Source organism: Arthrobacter sp. AL05 (assembly GCF_029960715.1).
GTDB lineage: Bacteria > Actinomycetota > Actinomycetes > Actinomycetales > Micrococcaceae > Arthrobacter.
Genome location: NZ_JASBRC010000005.1, coordinates 82,486 through 99,896, shown reverse-complemented (window position 1 = coordinate 99,896; position 17,411 = coordinate 82,486). Strand labels below are relative to the sequence as shown.

General features: G+C 67.0%; 12 protein-coding genes. 9 read left to right on the top strand and 3 right to left on the bottom strand.

Annotated features, from left to right (window positions below; translation table 11 throughout):
• Positions 1-261 precede the first annotated feature (261 nt).
• The 4 genes from QK287_RS08635 (at position 262) to QK287_RS08620 (ending at position 5,635) form a co-directional block, all read left to right on the top strand.
• Entirely contained in the window at positions 262-1,200 is a 939-nt protein-coding gene (locus QK287_RS08635) for a PAC2 family protein (protein WP_282359848.1), read from the top strand.
• Between the two features lie 35 nt (positions 1,201-1,235).
• Positions 1,236-2,567, top strand: a complete 1,332-nt coding sequence (locus QK287_RS08630; RefSeq protein WP_226773245.1) for an MFS transporter — start codon at positions 1,236-1,238, stop codon at positions 2,565-2,567.
• A 92-nt stretch (positions 2,568-2,659) separates the two neighbouring features.
• Complete coding sequence (locus QK287_RS08625; protein WP_226773244.1) at positions 2,660-3,979, top strand: DUF4192 family protein; 1,320 nt, start codon at positions 2,660-2,662, stop codon at positions 3,977-3,979.
• Between the two features lie 327 nt (positions 3,980-4,306).
• On the top strand, positions 4,307-5,635 hold the full coding sequence (locus QK287_RS08620) for an RNA polymerase sigma factor (RefSeq protein WP_226773243.1): 1,329 nt from the start codon (positions 4,307-4,309) through the stop codon (positions 5,633-5,635).
• A gap of 197 nt (positions 5,636-5,832) precedes the next feature.
• On the opposite strand, the gene QK287_RS08615 is transcribed toward QK287_RS08620, so the two are convergent.
• Positions 5,833-6,054 (bottom strand): hypothetical protein, encoded by a 222-nt coding sequence (locus QK287_RS08615; RefSeq protein ID WP_160666415.1) that lies wholly within the window; start codon positions 6,052-6,054, stop codon positions 5,833-5,835.
• A 237-nt stretch (positions 6,055-6,291) separates the two neighbouring features.
• Here QK287_RS08615 and QK287_RS08610 point away from each other — a divergent pair, with 237 nt between their 5' ends.
• A complete protein-coding gene (locus QK287_RS08610; protein ID WP_226773242.1) occupies positions 6,292-8,400 on the top strand; it encodes a DNA topoisomerase IV subunit B in 2,109 nt (702 codons plus the stop codon).
• Positions 8,401-8,457: 57 nt separating this feature from the next.
• Here QK287_RS08610 and QK287_RS08605 read toward each other — a convergent pair whose 3' ends face one another.
• Entirely contained in the window at positions 8,458-9,447 is a 990-nt protein-coding gene (locus tag QK287_RS08605; RefSeq protein ID WP_226773241.1) for a M56 family metallopeptidase, read from the bottom strand.
• Between the two features lie 6 nt (positions 9,448-9,453).
• Positions 9,454-9,840 (bottom strand): BlaI/MecI/CopY family transcriptional regulator, encoded by a 387-nt coding sequence (locus QK287_RS08600; protein WP_226773240.1) that lies wholly within the window; start codon positions 9,838-9,840, stop codon positions 9,454-9,456.
• A 331-nt stretch (positions 9,841-10,171) separates the two neighbouring features.
• Here QK287_RS08600 and QK287_RS08595 point away from each other — a divergent pair, with 331 nt between their 5' ends.
• Genes QK287_RS08595 through QK287_RS08580 form a run of 4 tightly spaced genes read left to right on the top strand, consistent with a single transcriptional unit; the run spans position 10,172 to position 17,383 of the window.
• Positions 10,172-11,761, top strand: coding sequence for a cytochrome ubiquinol oxidase subunit I (locus QK287_RS08595; RefSeq protein WP_226773239.1), 1,590 nt, complete (start codon positions 10,172-10,174; stop codon positions 11,759-11,761).
• Positions 11,762-11,797: 36 nt separating this feature from the next.
• Positions 11,798-12,847 (top strand): cytochrome d ubiquinol oxidase subunit II, encoded by a 1,050-nt coding sequence (gene cydB / locus QK287_RS08590; protein ID WP_226773238.1) that lies wholly within the window; start codon positions 11,798-11,800, stop codon positions 12,845-12,847.
• Positions 12,848-12,853: 6 nt separating this feature from the next.
• Complete coding sequence (cydD, locus tag QK287_RS08585) at positions 12,854-16,369, top strand: thiol reductant ABC exporter subunit CydD (protein WP_282359845.1); 3,516 nt, start codon at positions 12,854-12,856, stop codon at positions 16,367-16,369.
• 21 nt (positions 16,370-16,390) lie between these two features.
• Positions 16,391-17,383 carry a GNAT family N-acetyltransferase gene (locus QK287_RS08580; protein WP_282359844.1) on the top strand — a complete coding sequence of 331 codons (993 nt, stop codon included), beginning with the start codon at positions 16,391-16,393 and terminating at the stop codon, positions 17,381-17,383.
• The last annotated feature ends 28 nt before the right edge of the window (positions 17,384-17,411 follow it).

Genomic DNA, 17,411 nt, shown 5'->3' with positions numbered 1-17,411 from the left:
GGGCAGGAACCGCATGTTCTTCCGTCCTGCCATGGAACCTGGCCGTTGTCGGTTTGCGACGTAACCCGGGTGTCGCCAAGCCGTCATAAGGCCAGCTCCGATCGTAGTCTCTCCCCGGCGCGGGTGTTCAATTGAATGAGAGCTGCGGCACACCGCGGACAGGAATGAGTACGTGCCACGGCGTGTTGTACCGGATAACAGCGCCGACGCCCTCTTGGCGTGTCCGGCCGCTCCCACAGACTAAGAGGAAAGGAACATGCCGTGTTTGAACGGATCTCTGGCTCCCTGCTGGACCCCGAATCGCTTTATCTGCGTGATGACGCGCTGTTCCACAGCCCGGAACTGCGCGGACTGAACCTCGTGATGGGCTTCACCGGATTTGCCGATGCGGGTCACGTCGTCAGCCAGATCACCGGGGAACTGCTGGACACCCTGGATTCCGGCATTGTCGCCGAATTCGACGCCGACCAACTGATGGACTACCGGAGCCGCCGCCCGCAGATCAGCTTCGTCGAGGACCACCTGCAGGACTATCAGGCGCCGCGCCTTGCCCTCTATCGGCTGGTCGACGGGCTGGGCAGCCCATTCCTGTTCCTTGCCGGATTCGAGCCTGACCTGCAATGGGAGCGGTTTGCACGGGCCGTCATTGGCATCGTCGAGGCGCTTGATGTCAACCTCGTCACCTGGATCCATTCCATTCCCATGCCCGTACCCCACACCCGGCCGGTCGGCGTCACGGTGCACGGCAACCGGCCGGAGCTCATCGAGGGCATCTCGGTGTGGAAGCCCACCGTCGAGGTGCCGGCCGCCATCGGCCACCTCCTGGAACTTCGGCTGACGGAAGCCGGGCGCAACGTCGCCGGCTACGTGATGCACGTCCCGCACTACCTCGCCGAAGCCGAATACCCCACGGCCGCCGTCGCCGGACTCGAATACCTGGGGGCGGCCACCTCGCTGATGCTGCCGGCTGACCGGCTTCGGGAAGCCGGGCGCGAAGTCGGACGCCAGATCGCCCAGCAGATTGACGCTTCCACGGAGGTGCAGCAGGTGGTGTCCCGGCTCGAGACCCGCTATGACGAGAATGCCGAAGGTACCGTACGGCGTTCCCTGCTCGCCGACGAGAATGACCAGCTGCCCAACGCAGATGCCCTTGGCGCCGCCGTTGAGGCCTACCTGGCCCGTAAAGAACCCGGAGAATAAATACGATTTCTCCGTCGACTGGGCATAATGGAGGAGTGACCTCACCCCGCGCTTGGCTGATCTGGATCGTTGGTGTCTTCGCGTACCTCGTGGCGGTCAGCCAGCGCACCTCCTTCGGCGTTGTGGGGCTGGAAGCGACCGAGCGCTTCCATGCCAGCGCTGCCGAAATTTCCTTTTTCACCGTGCTGCAGCTGCTCGTCTACGCAGTCCTGCAGATACCTGTTGGCATTCTTGTGGACCGCTTCGGGTCGCGGGCCATGATCGCCGGCGGCGCAGTCCTGATGGGGCTCGGCCAGCTTCAGTTGGCGTTTGCCGAGAACATCCCGGGAGGGGTGCTGGGCCGGGTACTGGTCGGCGCCGGGGACGCGATGACGTTCATCTCGGTGATCCGGTTGATCCCGATCTGGTTTCCGCCCACCCGCGTCCCGCTGCTCACCCAGCTGACCGGAATGTCAGGCCAGCTTGGCCAGCTGTTCAGTGTGGTGCCGTTCGCTATGATCCTGCACCTCGCCGGCTGGACCCCCGCATTCCTGACGCTGGCGTCCATGTCAGCACTCGCCACGGTGCTTGTGCTGGTCCTGCTTCAGGACCTGCCACCCGGGCACCCCGCACCGCAGCCGAGCCAGGGCCTGCGCGCCACGGGGGTCAGCCTGTCGCACGCGTGGCGGCAGCCCGGCACCCGGTTGGGCCTCTGGAGCCACTTCACCGTCCAGTTCAGCGGTACCGTCTTCGCCATGACCTGGGGCTACCCGTTCCTGATCTCTGCCCAGGGCCTGGAAACCCCGACAGTGTCGGCGCTGCTGACCCTCTACGTGGCAGCGGCCATCGCCGCCGGACCGGTGATGGGCAGCTTCGTTGCCCGCCACCCGCTGCGGCGGTCCACCATGGTGCTGCTGATTTCCGCGGCCACTGCTGCGGCTTGGGCAGCTGTGCTGCTGATCCCGGGGCGCTCCCCGTTGTGGCTGCTGGCCGGACTGGTGGTGGTACTCGCCATCGGCGGCCCCGGTTCCATGATTGGCTTCGACTTCGCCCGCACGTTCAACCCGGCGCACCGGATCGGCACCGCCACCGGGATCGTGAATGTGGGCGGCTTTATCGCCTCCCTGATTGCGATCTACTTGATTGGCTTGATCCTTGACGTCCTGTACGCGACCGGATTCTCCCGCGGCGAGCTGTACGGGCTCGATCCCTTCCGGATCGCCTTGAGCGTGCAGTTCCTGCTGCTGGCAGGCGGGGCAGGCGCCATTGTGATCATCCGCCGCAAGGTGCGCAGGCAGATGGCGGCACAGGGCGTTGTGGTCCGGCCGCTGCTGCGGGCACTCGCCGAGCAGCGCAGGCTCAGCGCGGAGCGTCGCCGCACACCCTGACCGCCAGCAGCTGCGCGGTTCGCCCGTGCGGGTTGTCCACATACGGGCAGGCGCCACTAACGCGGGACCGCGCGTACCGCGAGGCTGGTTGGATGAAAGCACCCGATGACCTGAAAATATCCGGCCCGGAGGACATCCTCGGGTTTATCCCGCATTCCCTTGGCTACTGGCCAGCCCACAGCCTCGTCGCCATAACAATGCAGGGCAAAAGGCTCGGAGCAACGCTGCGGGTAGACCTCCCCGGGAGCGCCGGCGGCCCCGGCAGGTCCGGCCCTGTCCGCCCGGTGGCCTTTGCCCGGACCGTGGCGTCCTACCTGGCGGCCGACGACGCGGCGGACGGCTCGCTGCTTGCGTTCTTTACCGAAACGGACGGCGACGGCGCGCGGTGGGCTCCGCTGCTGGCTGAACTGGAGGACGCGCTGGCCGGCGCCGGAATGCCGGTACGGGATGCCTGGCTGGTCGGTTCCGGTTACTGGCGCAACGCCTACTGCCTCGACCCGTTGTGCTGCGCACCACCGGGACGTCCCGTGGAGGAAATCAGGAACAGCCGGCTTAACGCCGAGATGGTCTTCCGCGGCAGTACCGTCGGCCCGGCGCCCGGCACCACCTCATCCCGGTCGCGGACGGGCGCGCCTGACCCTGCGGTGCTGGAAGCCCAGCGTGGCTGGGCGCGGCAGTTCGCCGCCCGCACCCGGGACAAGCTCCAGTTCAGCCAGGTCCTGGCAGTGTGGACGCAGGTGATAGCCGCCCCGGCGCCCGGGCCCACACTCGCGGCGGGGCTCACCGGCTACCTCCGCGCCTCCCTGTGCGTTCCGTCCTGGCGTGACGCGGTGCTGGTAATGGCGGCGGCAGGGCAGGCGGCCGCGGAACGCGGTGCCGAGGACTTCGGTGTTTTTGCGGCCGCGGCGGCCTGCTCTCCGCCGGCAACCCTGTGTGCGACGCGGGCGCCGGCGCCCTTGCCACCGCTGGAAGGCTTTCCCGGCGAACGACAAAGCCGGAGGCCGGAACCCGACGGTGGACAGCGGCCGGACCAGGAAAGCCGCGGCGGGGGAGCCGGCCGTGAGCGTCCCGCGCAGCAACTGCAGGAGCTGCCAGGCTACGGCGAGATCCTCCTTGGGCTGGCACCCCAGCTGCCCGACTGGGCCGCGATGGCAGGCCTGGACCGGGTCCTGGAGCAGCTGGCTGCGGGCGGAGGCGAAGCCGCCGCCGCCGCACTCACCGGGCAGGGCTGGATTGAATGGTGCCGAGGCAAAGGGTCCTTTGCCGATGCGCTTTTCAGCCGGGCCACCGAGGAACATCCCGGATACCGCCTGGCGGAACTACTGGCGGAACTTGTCCGCCGCGGAACGCTGTGTGGCTGGGCGGGACGACGGGAGACAGCCTGGCAGCGTTTCGCGCCGGACGGCACCTGAGGCCCGCCGGTACCGGGCACCGGGGCGAAACCGAGGCTCCGGCTGTGACAGTGGCACGGTACCGGCGGCAGAAAACCATTCCGGGTGCCCTGCGGGTCCGTGCCGATTTCGAAATTCGTGAGACAATGGTTGCCGAGACCCGGTTGGGTCCGTGTATTAGGTGCTCGTTATGGACCTTGGAAACAGGGAACATTACGGTCGCTCCAGGAGTTCTACTCAGTGGCTCTGCTGGACGTGATCGCATCTGATGTCAAACACGGACTTGACAGGGTCATAGTGGTGTTGCCCGTATGGTGATTCCACAGACCGCCGCTAGAAAGGTTTTCTGTGACCCCGTCTTCCGCGAAGAAGGAACCCGCCGACCAGGCCGTATTGTCTCCCGAGGAGAAGAAGGCGGCGACGAGCGCCAAGCGCGCCGCCACCCGCGCCGCCAACAAGGCTGTCAAAGACGCCGCCTCGGCCGATGGCGACAGCACCGAGTCGGCAGTCGCCAAGCCTGAGCCCAAAAAGCGCGGGCCCAAGCCCGGCGCTAAGGCCGCGGCCCAAGCCGCCGGCAAAGCCGCGAACGGCGACGATGATGAGGACGCCGAGGTAGACCTCGACGACGCCGCGGTCGAGGCCGTTGAGATCGGTGAAGACGGCGAGGAGATCCCGGCCAAGGCAGCAGCCGCTACCGGCTCCGGCTTTGTCTACTCCGACGCCGACGACGACGACGCACCCGTGCAGCAGGTTATGTCTGCCGGCGCCACCGCCGACCCCGTTAAGGACTACCTGAAGCAGATCGGCAAGGTCGCCCTGCTGAACGCCGAGCAGGAAGTCGACCTGGCCCTGCGCATCGAGGCTGGCCTCTTTGCCGAGGAAAAGATCAACGCCGACGACGGAAGCATGGATCCGAAACTCAAGCGCGAGTTCGAATTCGTCATCCACGACGGCAAGCGGGCCAAGAACCACCTGCTGGAGGCAAACCTCCGCCTCGTGGTATCGCTGGCCAAACGCTACACCGGCCGCGGCATGCTGTTTCTGGACCTGATCCAGGAAGGCAACCTGGGCTTGATCCGCGCAGTCGAGAAGTTCGACTACACCAAGGGCTTTAAGTTCTCCACCTACGCCACCTGGTGGATCCGCCAGGCGATTACCCGGGCCATGGCCGACCAGGCCCGCACCATCCGCATCCCGGTGCACATGGTGGAAGTCATCAACAAACTGGCCCGCGTGCAGCGCCAGATGCTGCAGGACCTCGGCCGCGAACCAACTCCGGAAGAGCTGGCCCTGGAACTGGACATGACACCCGAGAAGGTTGTTGAAGTCCAGAAGTACGGCCGCGAGCCGATCTCCCTGCACACACCGCTGGGCGAAGACGGCGATTCGGAATTCGGGGACCTCATCGAGGACTCCGAGGCAGTCGTCCCCGCCGACGCGGTCAGCTTCACCCTCCTGCAGGAACAGCTCCACTCGGTACTGGACACCCTCTCCGAGCGCGAGGCCGGTGTGGTGGCGATGCGCTTTGGCCTCACCGACGGACAGCCGAAGACTTTAGACGAGATCGGAAAGGTCTACGGCGTCACGCGTGAGCGGATCCGACAGATTGAATCCAAGACGATGTCCAAGCTACGGCACCCGTCCCGGTCCCAGGTCCTCCGGGACTACCTGGACTAAGGACAAACGCAGCAACGCGGAGTCGCACCCGGCCCGGCATCCACCAGGATGGGGCCGGACGCGGCTCCGCGTTGATCGTTAAGCTTAGTGGTCGTTGAGCGCGTGGTGGTCTCTGCCGCGACGAACGCTAAGACCAAAATGGCCCCTCCGAATCCGGAGGGGCCATTTCTTGCTGGTCTAGTCGACCGGGTGCTGGTCTAGTCGACGGGGACCGGCGGCTTCTCGTGAAGGCGGCCGGTCTCATCGTGCCAGTCTGAGCTGAGCGGCCGTAGCGTCGGCTCCACGGCGCGGGCGTGGTGGCCGCAGAAAAGCAGCTCACCCCCGGAGGCGCCGAGAACAACCCGGACATATGCCTGTGCTCCGCAACGATCGCACCGGTCAACGGTGCTCAGTGTGCGGTCCGCAACTGCTGTTGTCATGTTCGGCCTCCTTGGTAGATCGGTATACCTATATAACCAGCATTCGCAGCGAATCCATGGCTTGGATGGCACACTTTCGCTGTACGCGTATCACGTCTCGGTAACGCCCGTCGGAGCTTCGGGCTGTTGGGAGTGGCAGCACGCCGGCGGAGGGCACTCCGGCTAGGCTAGCAAGAGCGTCTAACAGCTTTGCCCGTCCGACGGCGACGGTCCCGTCCCTGAAGGAGTCCCCGCCCCGTGGCACCAAGTTCTGACTACACCGCCAGGCATTTGTCCGTGCTGGAGGGCCTGGAAGCGGTTCGAAAGCGCCCCGGCATGTATATCGGTTCGACAGACTCCCGCGGATTGATGCACTGCCTGTGGGAAATCATCGACAACTCCGTCGACGAGGCACTTGCCGGCTTCGGCCACGACATCAAAATCATCCTGCACGCGGACAACTCCGTGGAGATCCACGACGACGGACGCGGCGTGCCGGTGGATATCGAACCGAAGACCGGACTCAGTGGCGTTGAAGTTGTGTTTACCAAGCTGCACGCCGGCGGAAAATTCGGCGGCGGGTCCTACACCGCGTCCGGCGGATTGCACGGCGTCGGCGCGTCAGTGGTAAATGCCCTTTCGTCCCGGCTGGACGTGGAAGTCGACCGCGGCGGCAAGACCTACAAGATGTCCTTCCGCCGGGGTGAGCCGGGCCGCTTTAAAGACAACGGCAGCAGGCTCGATCCGGCGTCCGTCTTCGCGCCATTCCTTGATGGCTCCGTCCTGGACGTTGTGGGCAAAGCCAAGCGCGGCGTCACGGGCACCCGGATCCGCTACTGGGCGGACCGGCAGATCTTCACCCCGGACGCCAAATTCTCCTACGACGAACTTGCGGACCGCGCCCGCCAGACGTCCTTCCTGGTCCCCGGGCTCAAGCTCACCGTCCGGGACGAGCGCAAAGTCCCCGGCACCCCGGGGGAGTCCGGCGCACATGAGGAAGTCTTCCACCACGACGGCGGCCTCTCCGAATTCGTCGAATTCCTCGCCGCGGACCCCGCCGTCACCGACGTCTGGCGGCTGCACGGTGCCGGCAAATTCAAGGAAACGGTCCCGGTCATTGATGAGAAGGGCCATAGTCAGCTCACCGAGGTCGAACGGGACTGCGAAGTCGATGTCGCCCTCCGGTGGGGCATCGGTTACGACAGTACCGTGCGCACTTTCGTCAACATCATCTCCACACCCAAGGGCGGCACCCACCAGTCGGGCTTCGAGCAGGCGCTGCTCAAAACCTTCCGGAAGGCCGTAGAATCCAACGCCCGGAAGCTTAAGGCCGGCAACGACAAGATCGAGAAGGACGACATTTTCGCCGGTCTAACCGCCGTCCTGACGGTCAGGCTGGCAGAGCCGCAGTTCGAGGGCCAGACCAAGGAGATCCTGGGCACCTCCGCCGTGCGCGCGATCGTCGCCAAAGTCGTGGAGCAGGAGATCAACGCCAAGCTCACCTCGTCCCAGCGCAATGACAAGGCCCAGTCAGCGCTGCTGCTGGAAAAAGTCGTCAGCGAGATGAAATCGCGGATCTCCGCGCGGGTGCACAAGGAAACCCAGCGCCGCAAGAACGCCCTGGAAACCTCCTCCATGCCCACCAAGCTGGCGGACTGCCGCACGGACGACGTCGCACGTTCCGAGCTCTTTATCGTGGAAGGCGATTCGGCACTCGGAACCGCCAAGCTGGCCAGGTCCTCCGACTTCCAGGCGCTGCTCCCCATCCGCGGCAAGATCCTCAACGTTCAAAAGGCCTCGGTGGGTGATATGCTCTCCAACGCCGAATGCGCGGCCCTCATCCAGGTGGTCGGTGCAGGCTCCGGCCGCAGCTTCGACATCAGCGCCGCCCGCTATGGCAAGGTCATTCTGATGACCGACGCCGACGTCGACGGTGCGCACATCCGGACCCTCCTGCTGACCCTGTTCTTCCGCTACATGCGCCCGATGATCGATGAGGGCCGCGTGTTCGCCGCCGTCCCGCCGCTGCACCGGGTGGAGGTCATCAACGCCGGCCAGAAGGCGAACGAGATGATCTACACCTACTCCGAAGCCGAGCTGCATTCCCTGCTGGCCCGGCTCGCCAAGGAAGGCAAACGCTACAAGGAGCCGATCCAGCGGTACAAGGGCCTGGGCGAGATGGACGCGGAGCAGTTGGCGGAGACCACTATGGACCCGCGGCACCGCACCCTGCGCAAGGTGGGAATCGAGAACGCCAAGCACGCTGAGGAAACCTTCGACCTGCTGATGGGATCCGACGTCGCGCCCCGTAAGGACTTCATCATTGCCGGCGCTGCGAGCCTGGACCGGGAGCGCATCGACGCCTGACGCCCCTGCCGGCGTACAACAGCCCGGCGGCGGAGCGGCCACGGTCAACCGCGGTGGTCAGCCCAGCAGGCCGGGGACAATCAGCAACGCTGTCGGCGCCGTCAGCAGCACCAGGCAGATTGCCAGGACGCCGGCCCGCAGCGGTTGCGGCAGGGGCGGCTGCGGCGCAAGCAACCGGCTGACTCGGGACGCCGTTGCCCGGGCGGAACCGGCGCCTCCGGTGGCACCGGGCTGCCCGGTTTCGACGTCGGAGAGCTCCGGTTCGCTAAAAGCCAACCGGCCGCCTGCGGCGCCGGGTGACCCGCTGGCCACAATCGCGATGGCCTTGATCAGGGTCGCCCTGCTCTCGGTCTTCAGCGCGACGTCGTCGGCAAGCATCTCGATCAGGGAACTGACCGCTTCCTGCGCCAGACGGGTGGTAGGCAGCCAGGGAAGGGCCTGCCGCCAGGCCGCAAAGGCCCAGAGCAGCAGGTGGTGGCGCTGGTCCAGATGGGCGTTCTCGTGGTTCAGGACCGCACGCAACTCCGCCGGCTCCAAAGCCGCCATCAATCCGTCGGAGAGGACGGTGACCGAGCGGGCCCCGCCCGGCAGGCAATACGCAACGGGGGAGTCGACATTGATCACCATGGTCCGCGGACCGTCAACGGAAGGTGAGGCCAGCAACTCCAGCAGTTCGCGGTGCCGGCGCCGCTGGCGCTGGATTTTGTAGTAGGTCAGCAGCAGCGTGAACACAAGGTGCGCCGAGAGCAGGGCCGCTGCCGAGAGCGCAAAAATGTGCCAAAACCCCAACGCCGTTGTCGGCGCGTTGTTGAAGACGATCCGGGCCAGAGCCCTCAGGCCGGCCAATAGATTGTCTCCGACCGGCTCCAGCCCGTAAACCAGCATGGCTCCGATCATCGACAGGCCGCCCGCCAGTGCGATGGTCTGCCAGAGCAGCATGGCCGTGAACGGGGAGCGCGCCGGCCACTGGGCGTGCGAGAGCAGGATAGGCACCGGCCAGGCCAGCACTATCGCAAGGACCGCCAGAAACCATGAGGTCCAGAACATCGGGCGCTAGCTGAGCCCCAGCAGCTTGCGCAGCGTTTCTGCCTCGGTGTCCGTGACCGAACCAATAAACCTGGCGAGCACGGCCTCGCGGTCCGGCGCGGACCCCAGAACCTCGTGCATCAGCTCAGCGGTGTGGTCCTCGCGGCTGGAGACGGCCTGGTAGCGGTGCGGACGGGTGCCGCGTTCCCGCTCGACAAGGCCCTTGCGCTCCAGCCGGGAAAGTACTGTCAGAACCGTCGTAACGGCCAGATCCTTGCCCTCGTGCCCCCTGGCGCCGTTTTCGGCGCGTGTGCTTTGTGCCAGCAGATCCCGCAGGGTGTTTGCTGTGGCAGCCTCGTGGCCCGCCCAGAGCAGGTCCATCACTGCCCGTTCCAGTTCACCGAGACTAGCCATTCCGTACGTCCTTTGTCAGTGCCGCTGCGGCGATCCAGCCTGCAGGGCGTTCCATCAATGCTGTGGTCTTAAATTTACCGTGTTTTGCGGATAGTTTCTACATGAGGTAGAAGACTTCGGCCGGGCGTGTCGCAGGCCGGAGTCGATCAGGGGCCATCCGGCGCAGCCGGGGACACCGCAGGCGCGGCGTTTCCCGTGCTCAGGCACCATTGCGGCTCGTTCCGTGGCGTGCAACGCTGGGTGCAGCGAGCTGATGATTTGTTCTACACTTTGTAGAAGAAGTTTTCTACATCATGTAGAAGTTGCCCGCTCAGCACAGTTAGGGACTGCCTTGGACGCTTTGGAAATCGCACGCTGGCAATTCGGAATCACCACTGTCTACCACTTTATGATGGTGCCGCTGACGATCGGGCTGGGCCTTGTGGTCGCCGTGATCCAGACGATGTGGCACCGGACCGGCAAACCGGAGTACCTCCGGATGACCAAGTTCTGGGGCAAGCTCTTCCTGATCAACTTCATCATGGGCGTCGCCACCGGCATTGTGCAGGAATTCCAGTTCGGCATGGCGTGGAGTGAGTACAGCCGCTTTGTGGGCGACGTTTTCGGCGCACCGCTGGCCCTCGAAGCCCTGCTGGCGTTTTTTGTGGAATCGACGTTCCTGGGCCTGTGGATCTTTGGCTGGAAGCAACTCAAGCCCGCCGTGCACCTTGCCTGCCTCTGGATCGCCGTGATCGGATCGGTCTTCTCCGCCTATTTCATCATCGTGGCGAACAGTTGGATGCAGCACCCGGTCGGCGTGGAGATGATCAACGGCCGTCCGGTGATGACCGACGCCTGGGCGGTCTTTACCAACAACACCGCCCTGGTTGCTGTCCCGCACACCCTCTTCGGCGCCCTGGCCGTCGCCGGGGCTTTCCTGCTGGGCATCGCCTGGTACCACTTGTGGCGCCGCCGCCACGATGGGATCGACGCCGTCGATGCCGATGGAAGGGTGATTCCCGGCGAGGCCGCCATCCCCGGCCGGGACCGCACCGACCACGCCGTCTGGATCCGTTCATTGCGGATCGGCGCCGTCGTCGCCATGATTTCCTTCGCCGGCACCGCCATCACCGGAGATCTGCAGGGGAAGCTGATGTTCGAGCAGCAGCCCATGAAGATGGCCGCCGCCGAGGCGGCCTGCCACGACGGCACCGGGTTCTCCATCCTCAGCGTCGGAAACGTCGGCTCCAAAAACTGCGATGACGTAGTCGCCGTGATCGAGGTCCCCGGAATCCTGTCCTTCCTCGCCAAGGGGGACTTCACCACCGAGGTCAAGGGCGTAAACAGCCTGCTTGACCAGTACAAGGCCGACTACGGGACCAATTTGCCGGACAACCCGATCTATGGGGACCGCGCCGGCCAGGAGATCCAGTACGTTCCGGTCATGGAGGTTACCTACTGGGGCTTCCGGATGATGATCGGTTTCGGCGGAGCGGCGGCCCTGGCCGCCCTCGCTGCACTGTGGATCACCCGCAAAGGGACAGTGCCCGCCTCCCGCGGCCTGATGCGGCTTGCCGTGTTCGGGATCCTGGCACCATTCGGGGCCAACGCCGCCGGCTGGATCTTCACCGAAATGGGCCGCCAGCCTTTTGTTGTCGCCCCCAACCCGGATCCCAGCGGGATCGACCAGGTCTTTATGTTCACGGCCGCGGCCGTCTCACCGGGCGTCTCTGCCGGTGAGCTCCTGACCTCGCTTGTGGTGCTGACCGCCGTGTACGCGGTGTTGCTGGTGGTGGAAGTCAAGCTGCTGGTCACGTATATCCGGGGCGGGGTGGTCTCGGCCATGCCCGAGCTCGCCCACGTTCCCGATGACCATGACTCGGCGCCGGGCGGCCCGGGCACGCCCGGGGATGCCGACGACGTCCTGGCTTTCGCCTACTAAGCCTTCGCTCCCCAAGAAACGCAGAGGATACTCAGCATGGAACTGCTTCCCACCATCTGGTTCATCGCCATCGCGGTGCTGTGGACGGGCTATCTCTTTCTCGAAGGCTTTGACCTCGGCGTCGGCATGCTGATGAAGGGCTTCGCCCGGAACAATACCGAACGCCGCGTCTTGCTCAACACCGTCGGACCGGTCTGGGACGGCAACGAGGTCTGGCTGCTGACGGCCGGGGGTGCTACCTTCGCGGCCTTCCCGTTCTGGTACGCCTCCTTGTTCTCCGCCCTCTACCTGCCGCTGCTGCTGGTCCTGGTGGCCCTTATCTTCCGCGCCGTGGCCTTTGAATACCGCGGCAAGGTGGACGACCCGCGATGGCGTGCCCGCTGGGACTGGGCCATCTCGCTCGGCTCCCTTGTGGCGGCCTTCGGCGTAGGAGCCGCCCTCGCACTGACCACCACCGGACTCCCGTTGAACGCCAACGGCGACCGTGAAGGCGGCCCCTTCGCGTGGTTCAGTGCCTACGCCGTGCTCGGCGGGCTTGCCGTCGTCGGCTTCTCCCTGCTCCACGGGCTCGCCTTCCTGGCCTTGAAGACCGACGGCGAGATCCGGCACCGCGCCCGCCGGTGGTTCGTCCGGCTGCTGCCCGTGCTGCTGCTTCCGATCGCGGGCTGGGCCGTGAGCCTGCAGCTGCTCAGCGGCGAGATCTGGACCGTGCTGGCCGTCGTTGCCGCAGTGGTGGCAGCAGTCCTGGCCTGGACCTTTGCCCGCAAGGGTGCCGAGGGACGGGCGTTTGTGTCGCTGGGCGCCTTCCTGCTGCTGGGCAGCGCATCAATCTTTGGCGCAGCCTTTCCCGTGGTACTGCCGTCCACGCTGAACCCGGACTTCAACCTGACAATCTCAAATGCCTCCTCCTCGGACTACACCCTGGGGCTGATGACCGTCGTCGCCTGCATCGGGCTGCCGCTGGTGCTCGCCTACCAGGCATGGACGTACTGGGTGTTCCGGCGCCGGGTAAGCGACGCGCACATCCCGGCGGCCCACAGCTTCCTCCCGGCTATCGCAGCCAAAGCACTGGCACCCAAGGACTAGCACCTGATGAGACCGCAGTTCCCCCGGGGGCGCGCCAACCGCACAGCCCTGTACCTGCTGGGCCTGCTCGCGGCCCTGAAGGCCTTGTCCCTCGTGCTGGTCGGCCAGGCGGTGGCATCCATGCTGGCCGGCCTGATGGCCGGCGACCCGGCCTGGAACGCTCAGCTGTACTGGGGGGTTGCCGGGGTGGTGCTGCGCTCCCTGACCGTCTGGGCGCAGGCGGCAGCGTCGCGCCGCGCTGCACTGGGTGTGAAGGAGGAACTGCGTTCGCAGCTGCTGGCGCGTGCGCTGCGCAGCGGCACCCGGTCCGCCGGGCCCGCCGACGGCGGCCTTGCCATTCTCGCGACCAGGGGACTGGATGCCTTGGACAGCTACTACACCCAGTACCTCCCGGCCCTGGTGAACTGCGCTGCGCTCCCGCTGCTGCTGGGAGCCCGCATTCTGTTCGCCGACTGGATCAGTGCCGTTGTGATTGTGCTGACCGTCCCGCTGGTGCCGGTGTTTATGGTCCTGATCGGCCGGTACACCGATGAGCGCGTCCGGGAAGCCCGGTCGGCGCTGTCGCGGCTCTCCGGCCACATGCTGGAACTCGCCAAGGGCCTGCCCGTGCTCGTTGGGCTCGGCCGCGCCACTGCCCAGCGCAAGGCCCTTGAGGACCTCTCGGAGGAGTATCGACGGCGGACCATGGGGACGTTGCGGACCGCCTTCCTGTCCGCGCTCGCGCTGGAGCTCATCGCCACCATCTCTGTGGCCGTCGTCGCGGTCTTTATCGGCGTCCGGCTGGTGCACGGTGACATGGCACTGGAAGCCGGGCTGCTGGCCCTGATCCTCGCCCCTGACTGTTACCTGCCGTTGCGGGAACTGGGCACTGCCCACCACGCCAGTGACGACGGCCGCGCCGCGCTCGCCGAAACCACCGCAGTCCTCGAGGCACCCGAATCCACGCCGCTTCGCCCCGTCCCGCCATCCGCTGCCGCGGTTGCCGGCACGGCAGGCCCGGCCGCCGGCCCCCCTGCCGTGGCAGTGGTCGGGCTGGTCGTCAGCTACCGAGGCAGCCTGGACTCCGCCGTCGGACCGCTCAGCTTCACCGCCGGCGCGGGCCGGATCACCGCCCTCGACGGAGCCAGCGGTGCCGGCAAGAGCACAGTACTCGGCGTCCTGGCCGGCACCATCGGCACCGGCGGAAAAACCACCGTCACCGGTCGGTTAGAAGGATTCACCCCGGCCGACCTGGCCTGGGTACCGCAGCATCCCGTGATGGTTGCACCGACAGTGCTGGACGAGGTGCGGCTCTATCTGGGCGCCGCACCGGACGGAGCCGCGTCCGGCGCCGGCGCGGCCACGGCCCTGCGTTGCCTGCGTGCCTGCGCCGCGGAGCACCTCGCCGCGAAACACCCGGCCGAACTCAGCCCGGGGGAGCTGCGCCGCGTCGCACTGGCGCGCGGCCTGGCCCGAGTGGAAGCGGGCGCTACGGTGCTGCTGCTCGATGAACCTACGGCACACCTGGACCGTGCCTCAGCAACAGCGGTCAGCCGCGCCGTTGCCGGGCTGCGGGGAAAGGTCACCATCGTGTTGGTGGCTCACGACCAGGCGACCCGGGAGCTTGCCGATGAGCTGGTGGCGGTGGCCCCCGGGCGAGCGCCGGCAATCGGTGCAGCGCCGGCAATCGGTGCCGGCAGCTCGGTGGCGGCGGCCGCCGCGGCGGCCGTTTCCCCTGCCGCCGCATCCCGGCCGTCCAATGTGCAGCTGTCCGGAGTGCAGCTGTCCGGGCCCGTGCCTGCGGAGCCGGGAATGGGTGAGGGCCCGGAACACCGGGGCGCGCTTGGAGCGCCGGCCGGCCACGGTTCGACGGCGGCGCGGCTCCGCCGGCTGCTCGCACCGGTCCAGTTCGCGTTCGCCGCGGCCGGTGCTGTCGGCACCCTTGCCGCACTCTTTGCCGTCGCACTCTCCGGGCTCTCCGGCTGGCTGATCATTCGCGCCAGCGAGCAGCCGCCCATCTTGTACCTGCTCACCGCAATCGTGGGTGTACGTTTCTTCGGCATCGGCCGGGCGGCGCTGCGGTACCTTGAACGCCTGCTGTTGCACGATGCTGTCTTTGCTGCCCTGACACGGCTCCGCGGCCGGCTCTGGGAATCGCTGAGCCGGCGCGCCCTCTCGCTGCGCCGGCTGCTGCAGGGCGGCAACGTCCTGGGTACCGTGGTGGACGACGTCGACACGATACGTGAGCTCCTGCCCCGTGTGGTCCTGCCGCCGCTGACGGCCCTGGCCGTCGCTGCCGCCGCCGTTACCGGCATCGCGCTGCTGGTGCCGGCAGCGCTCCCGGCCGTGATTGCCGCCGCCCTGCTAAGCCTGGTGGCAGCCCCGGCGCTGGCCCTGGCCGCGGACCGGATGTCCGCCGGCACCGAACAAAGCCTCCGCTCCGGGGTCCTCCGCCAAGTGGCGGCGGCCCTCGATGCCCGCGCCGAGCTCCACGCCAACGGCGTATGCGCACCCGTGCTCGACGCCATCACCGGCGCCGACGGCGCGGCGACTGCTGCTTCCCAGCGCTCGGCCTGGGCCGAGGGGCTCGGGCAGGGCCTGACCGTGCTGGCTTGCGGAAGCGCAGCCCTCGCCAGCGCGGTGCTGGCGGCTCCCTCGGTCCTCAGCGGTGCCGTCGCAGCCTCCACTGCCGCCGTCGTTGTACTGCTCCAACTCGCGCTGGTGGAGCCCTACGCGGGAATCACAACGGCCGTCCGGCAGTACCCGGCGTTGCGGGCCGTGCTTGAGCGAATCGGCGAAGCGGGCGTACTCGATGACCACGACGCAAAGACTTCCGGCGGGCTGGTGCCGGTCGGGGCCAGGGCAGGCGGCCGGCCGGGCATCGAACTCCAGGACCTTGCCGCCGCCTGGCCCGGCGGGCTGCCGGTCTTCACTGCGCTCACGGCCACGGCCGAACCCGGCCGCTGGCTGTCTGTGACCGGGGCTTCCGGCTCCGGAAAATCCACCCTGCTTGCCGTGATCCTGGGTTTCCTGCCGGCAGCAGGCGGCCACGTCCTGTTGGGTGGGCGGGCGGCGTGGTGCCCGCAGGAGGCGCATCTGTTCGACTCGACCATCCGCGGCAACCTGCTCCTCGGGCTCCCGGAAGACCGGCGCCGGGGACAGGAAGAGCTGCTGCGCGCTGCCCTGGCTGACGTGGGCCTCGCTCCGCTGATCGGGCGGCTGGAGCACGGATTGGACACACGGATCGGGCCCGGGGGTGCGTTCCTCAGCGGCGGCGAACGGCAGCGGCTGGCCGTTGCCCGCACGCTCCTGACCGGGGCGGATATCATCCTGCTGGACGAACCCACGGCGCACCTTGACGCGGAGTCCGGCCGGCTGATGCTGGCGCAGCTCCGGCGCGGCCTGCGGGACCGCACAGTAGTGCTGGTGACTCACAACCCGGCGGATATTGCCGATGCGGACACCCGCCTGGATCTGGACCACGCGGCCGCCGGCCATGAGCCGCGTTCCGGGGCGCCAACGCCGTCGCTGGCGCGGGGGTAGACCGCAGGTTAACCTGTTGCCATGCACGGACACGCCGATCCCCGAACCAGCCTGGACCACCGCCTGCAGTGGCGGGCCGGCCGGCCCGCGGACCTGGATGGCTGGGCCGCGCTGATCGCCCGGACCGCCGGCGTCGAACAGCCGGCCTGGTTCGAACGCCGTGCGGACCTGGAACAGGTCCTCGCCTCGACAATGAATCCTGCTGCCGCAAATACCATCCTCGGCATCGACGGGGAGGGCGTGGCCCGGGCTTACGGCCGGATCACCAAGAACCCGGAAGGCGAGAAGGCGATCGGCTACGGCGCCGTCGATCCCGGATGGCAGGGAACCGGGATCGGCACCGGGTTGCTGGGTTGGATGGAATCCGTGACCCGGCAGCGTTTTGCCGTGGACGCAATGCCGGGAGCCAGGCCCAAGCTGCGGCTCCAGGCGGAAGAGCAGCACACGCACCAGGCGGCGCTGTTCCAGGCCGCCGGCTACCGGATTGTCCGCTACTTTAACGAGATGCACCGCCCGCTAAAGGATGGCGTCCCCGAGGTTGTGCTTGACGCCGCCTTGGAGCTGGTGACCTTTGGCCCCGAGCTGCACGAGCCGGTGCGGCTTGCGCACAATGAAGCATTCCAGGACCACTGGGGCAGCGAGCCCCGGGACCATGAGGCGTGGGGCTTTGTGCTGAACGACCCGCTGGCCCGGCCGGATCTCAGCGCTGTGGTGCTGGAACGGGCCACCGGGAGGGTCGCCGGCTACCAGCTCGCCAGCCATGACGCTGCCATCGCTGGGTCCAGGGGCTACACGGAGGGTTACACGGACCTGCTGGGCGTCCGGCGGGAGTTCCGCGGCCGCGGCGTGGCACAAGCCCTGCTGACCGACGCGATGCGCCGTTTCGCCGCGGCCGGGATGGACCAGGCCTCCCTCGACGTCGACTCGGAGAACCCGACCGGTGCCTTGGCCCTCTATACCAAGATGGGCTATGTGGCCGTCAGCCGCAGCATGGCCTGGGACAAGGAACTGTAGCGGCCCGGACCCGCTGGTAGTTCACCAG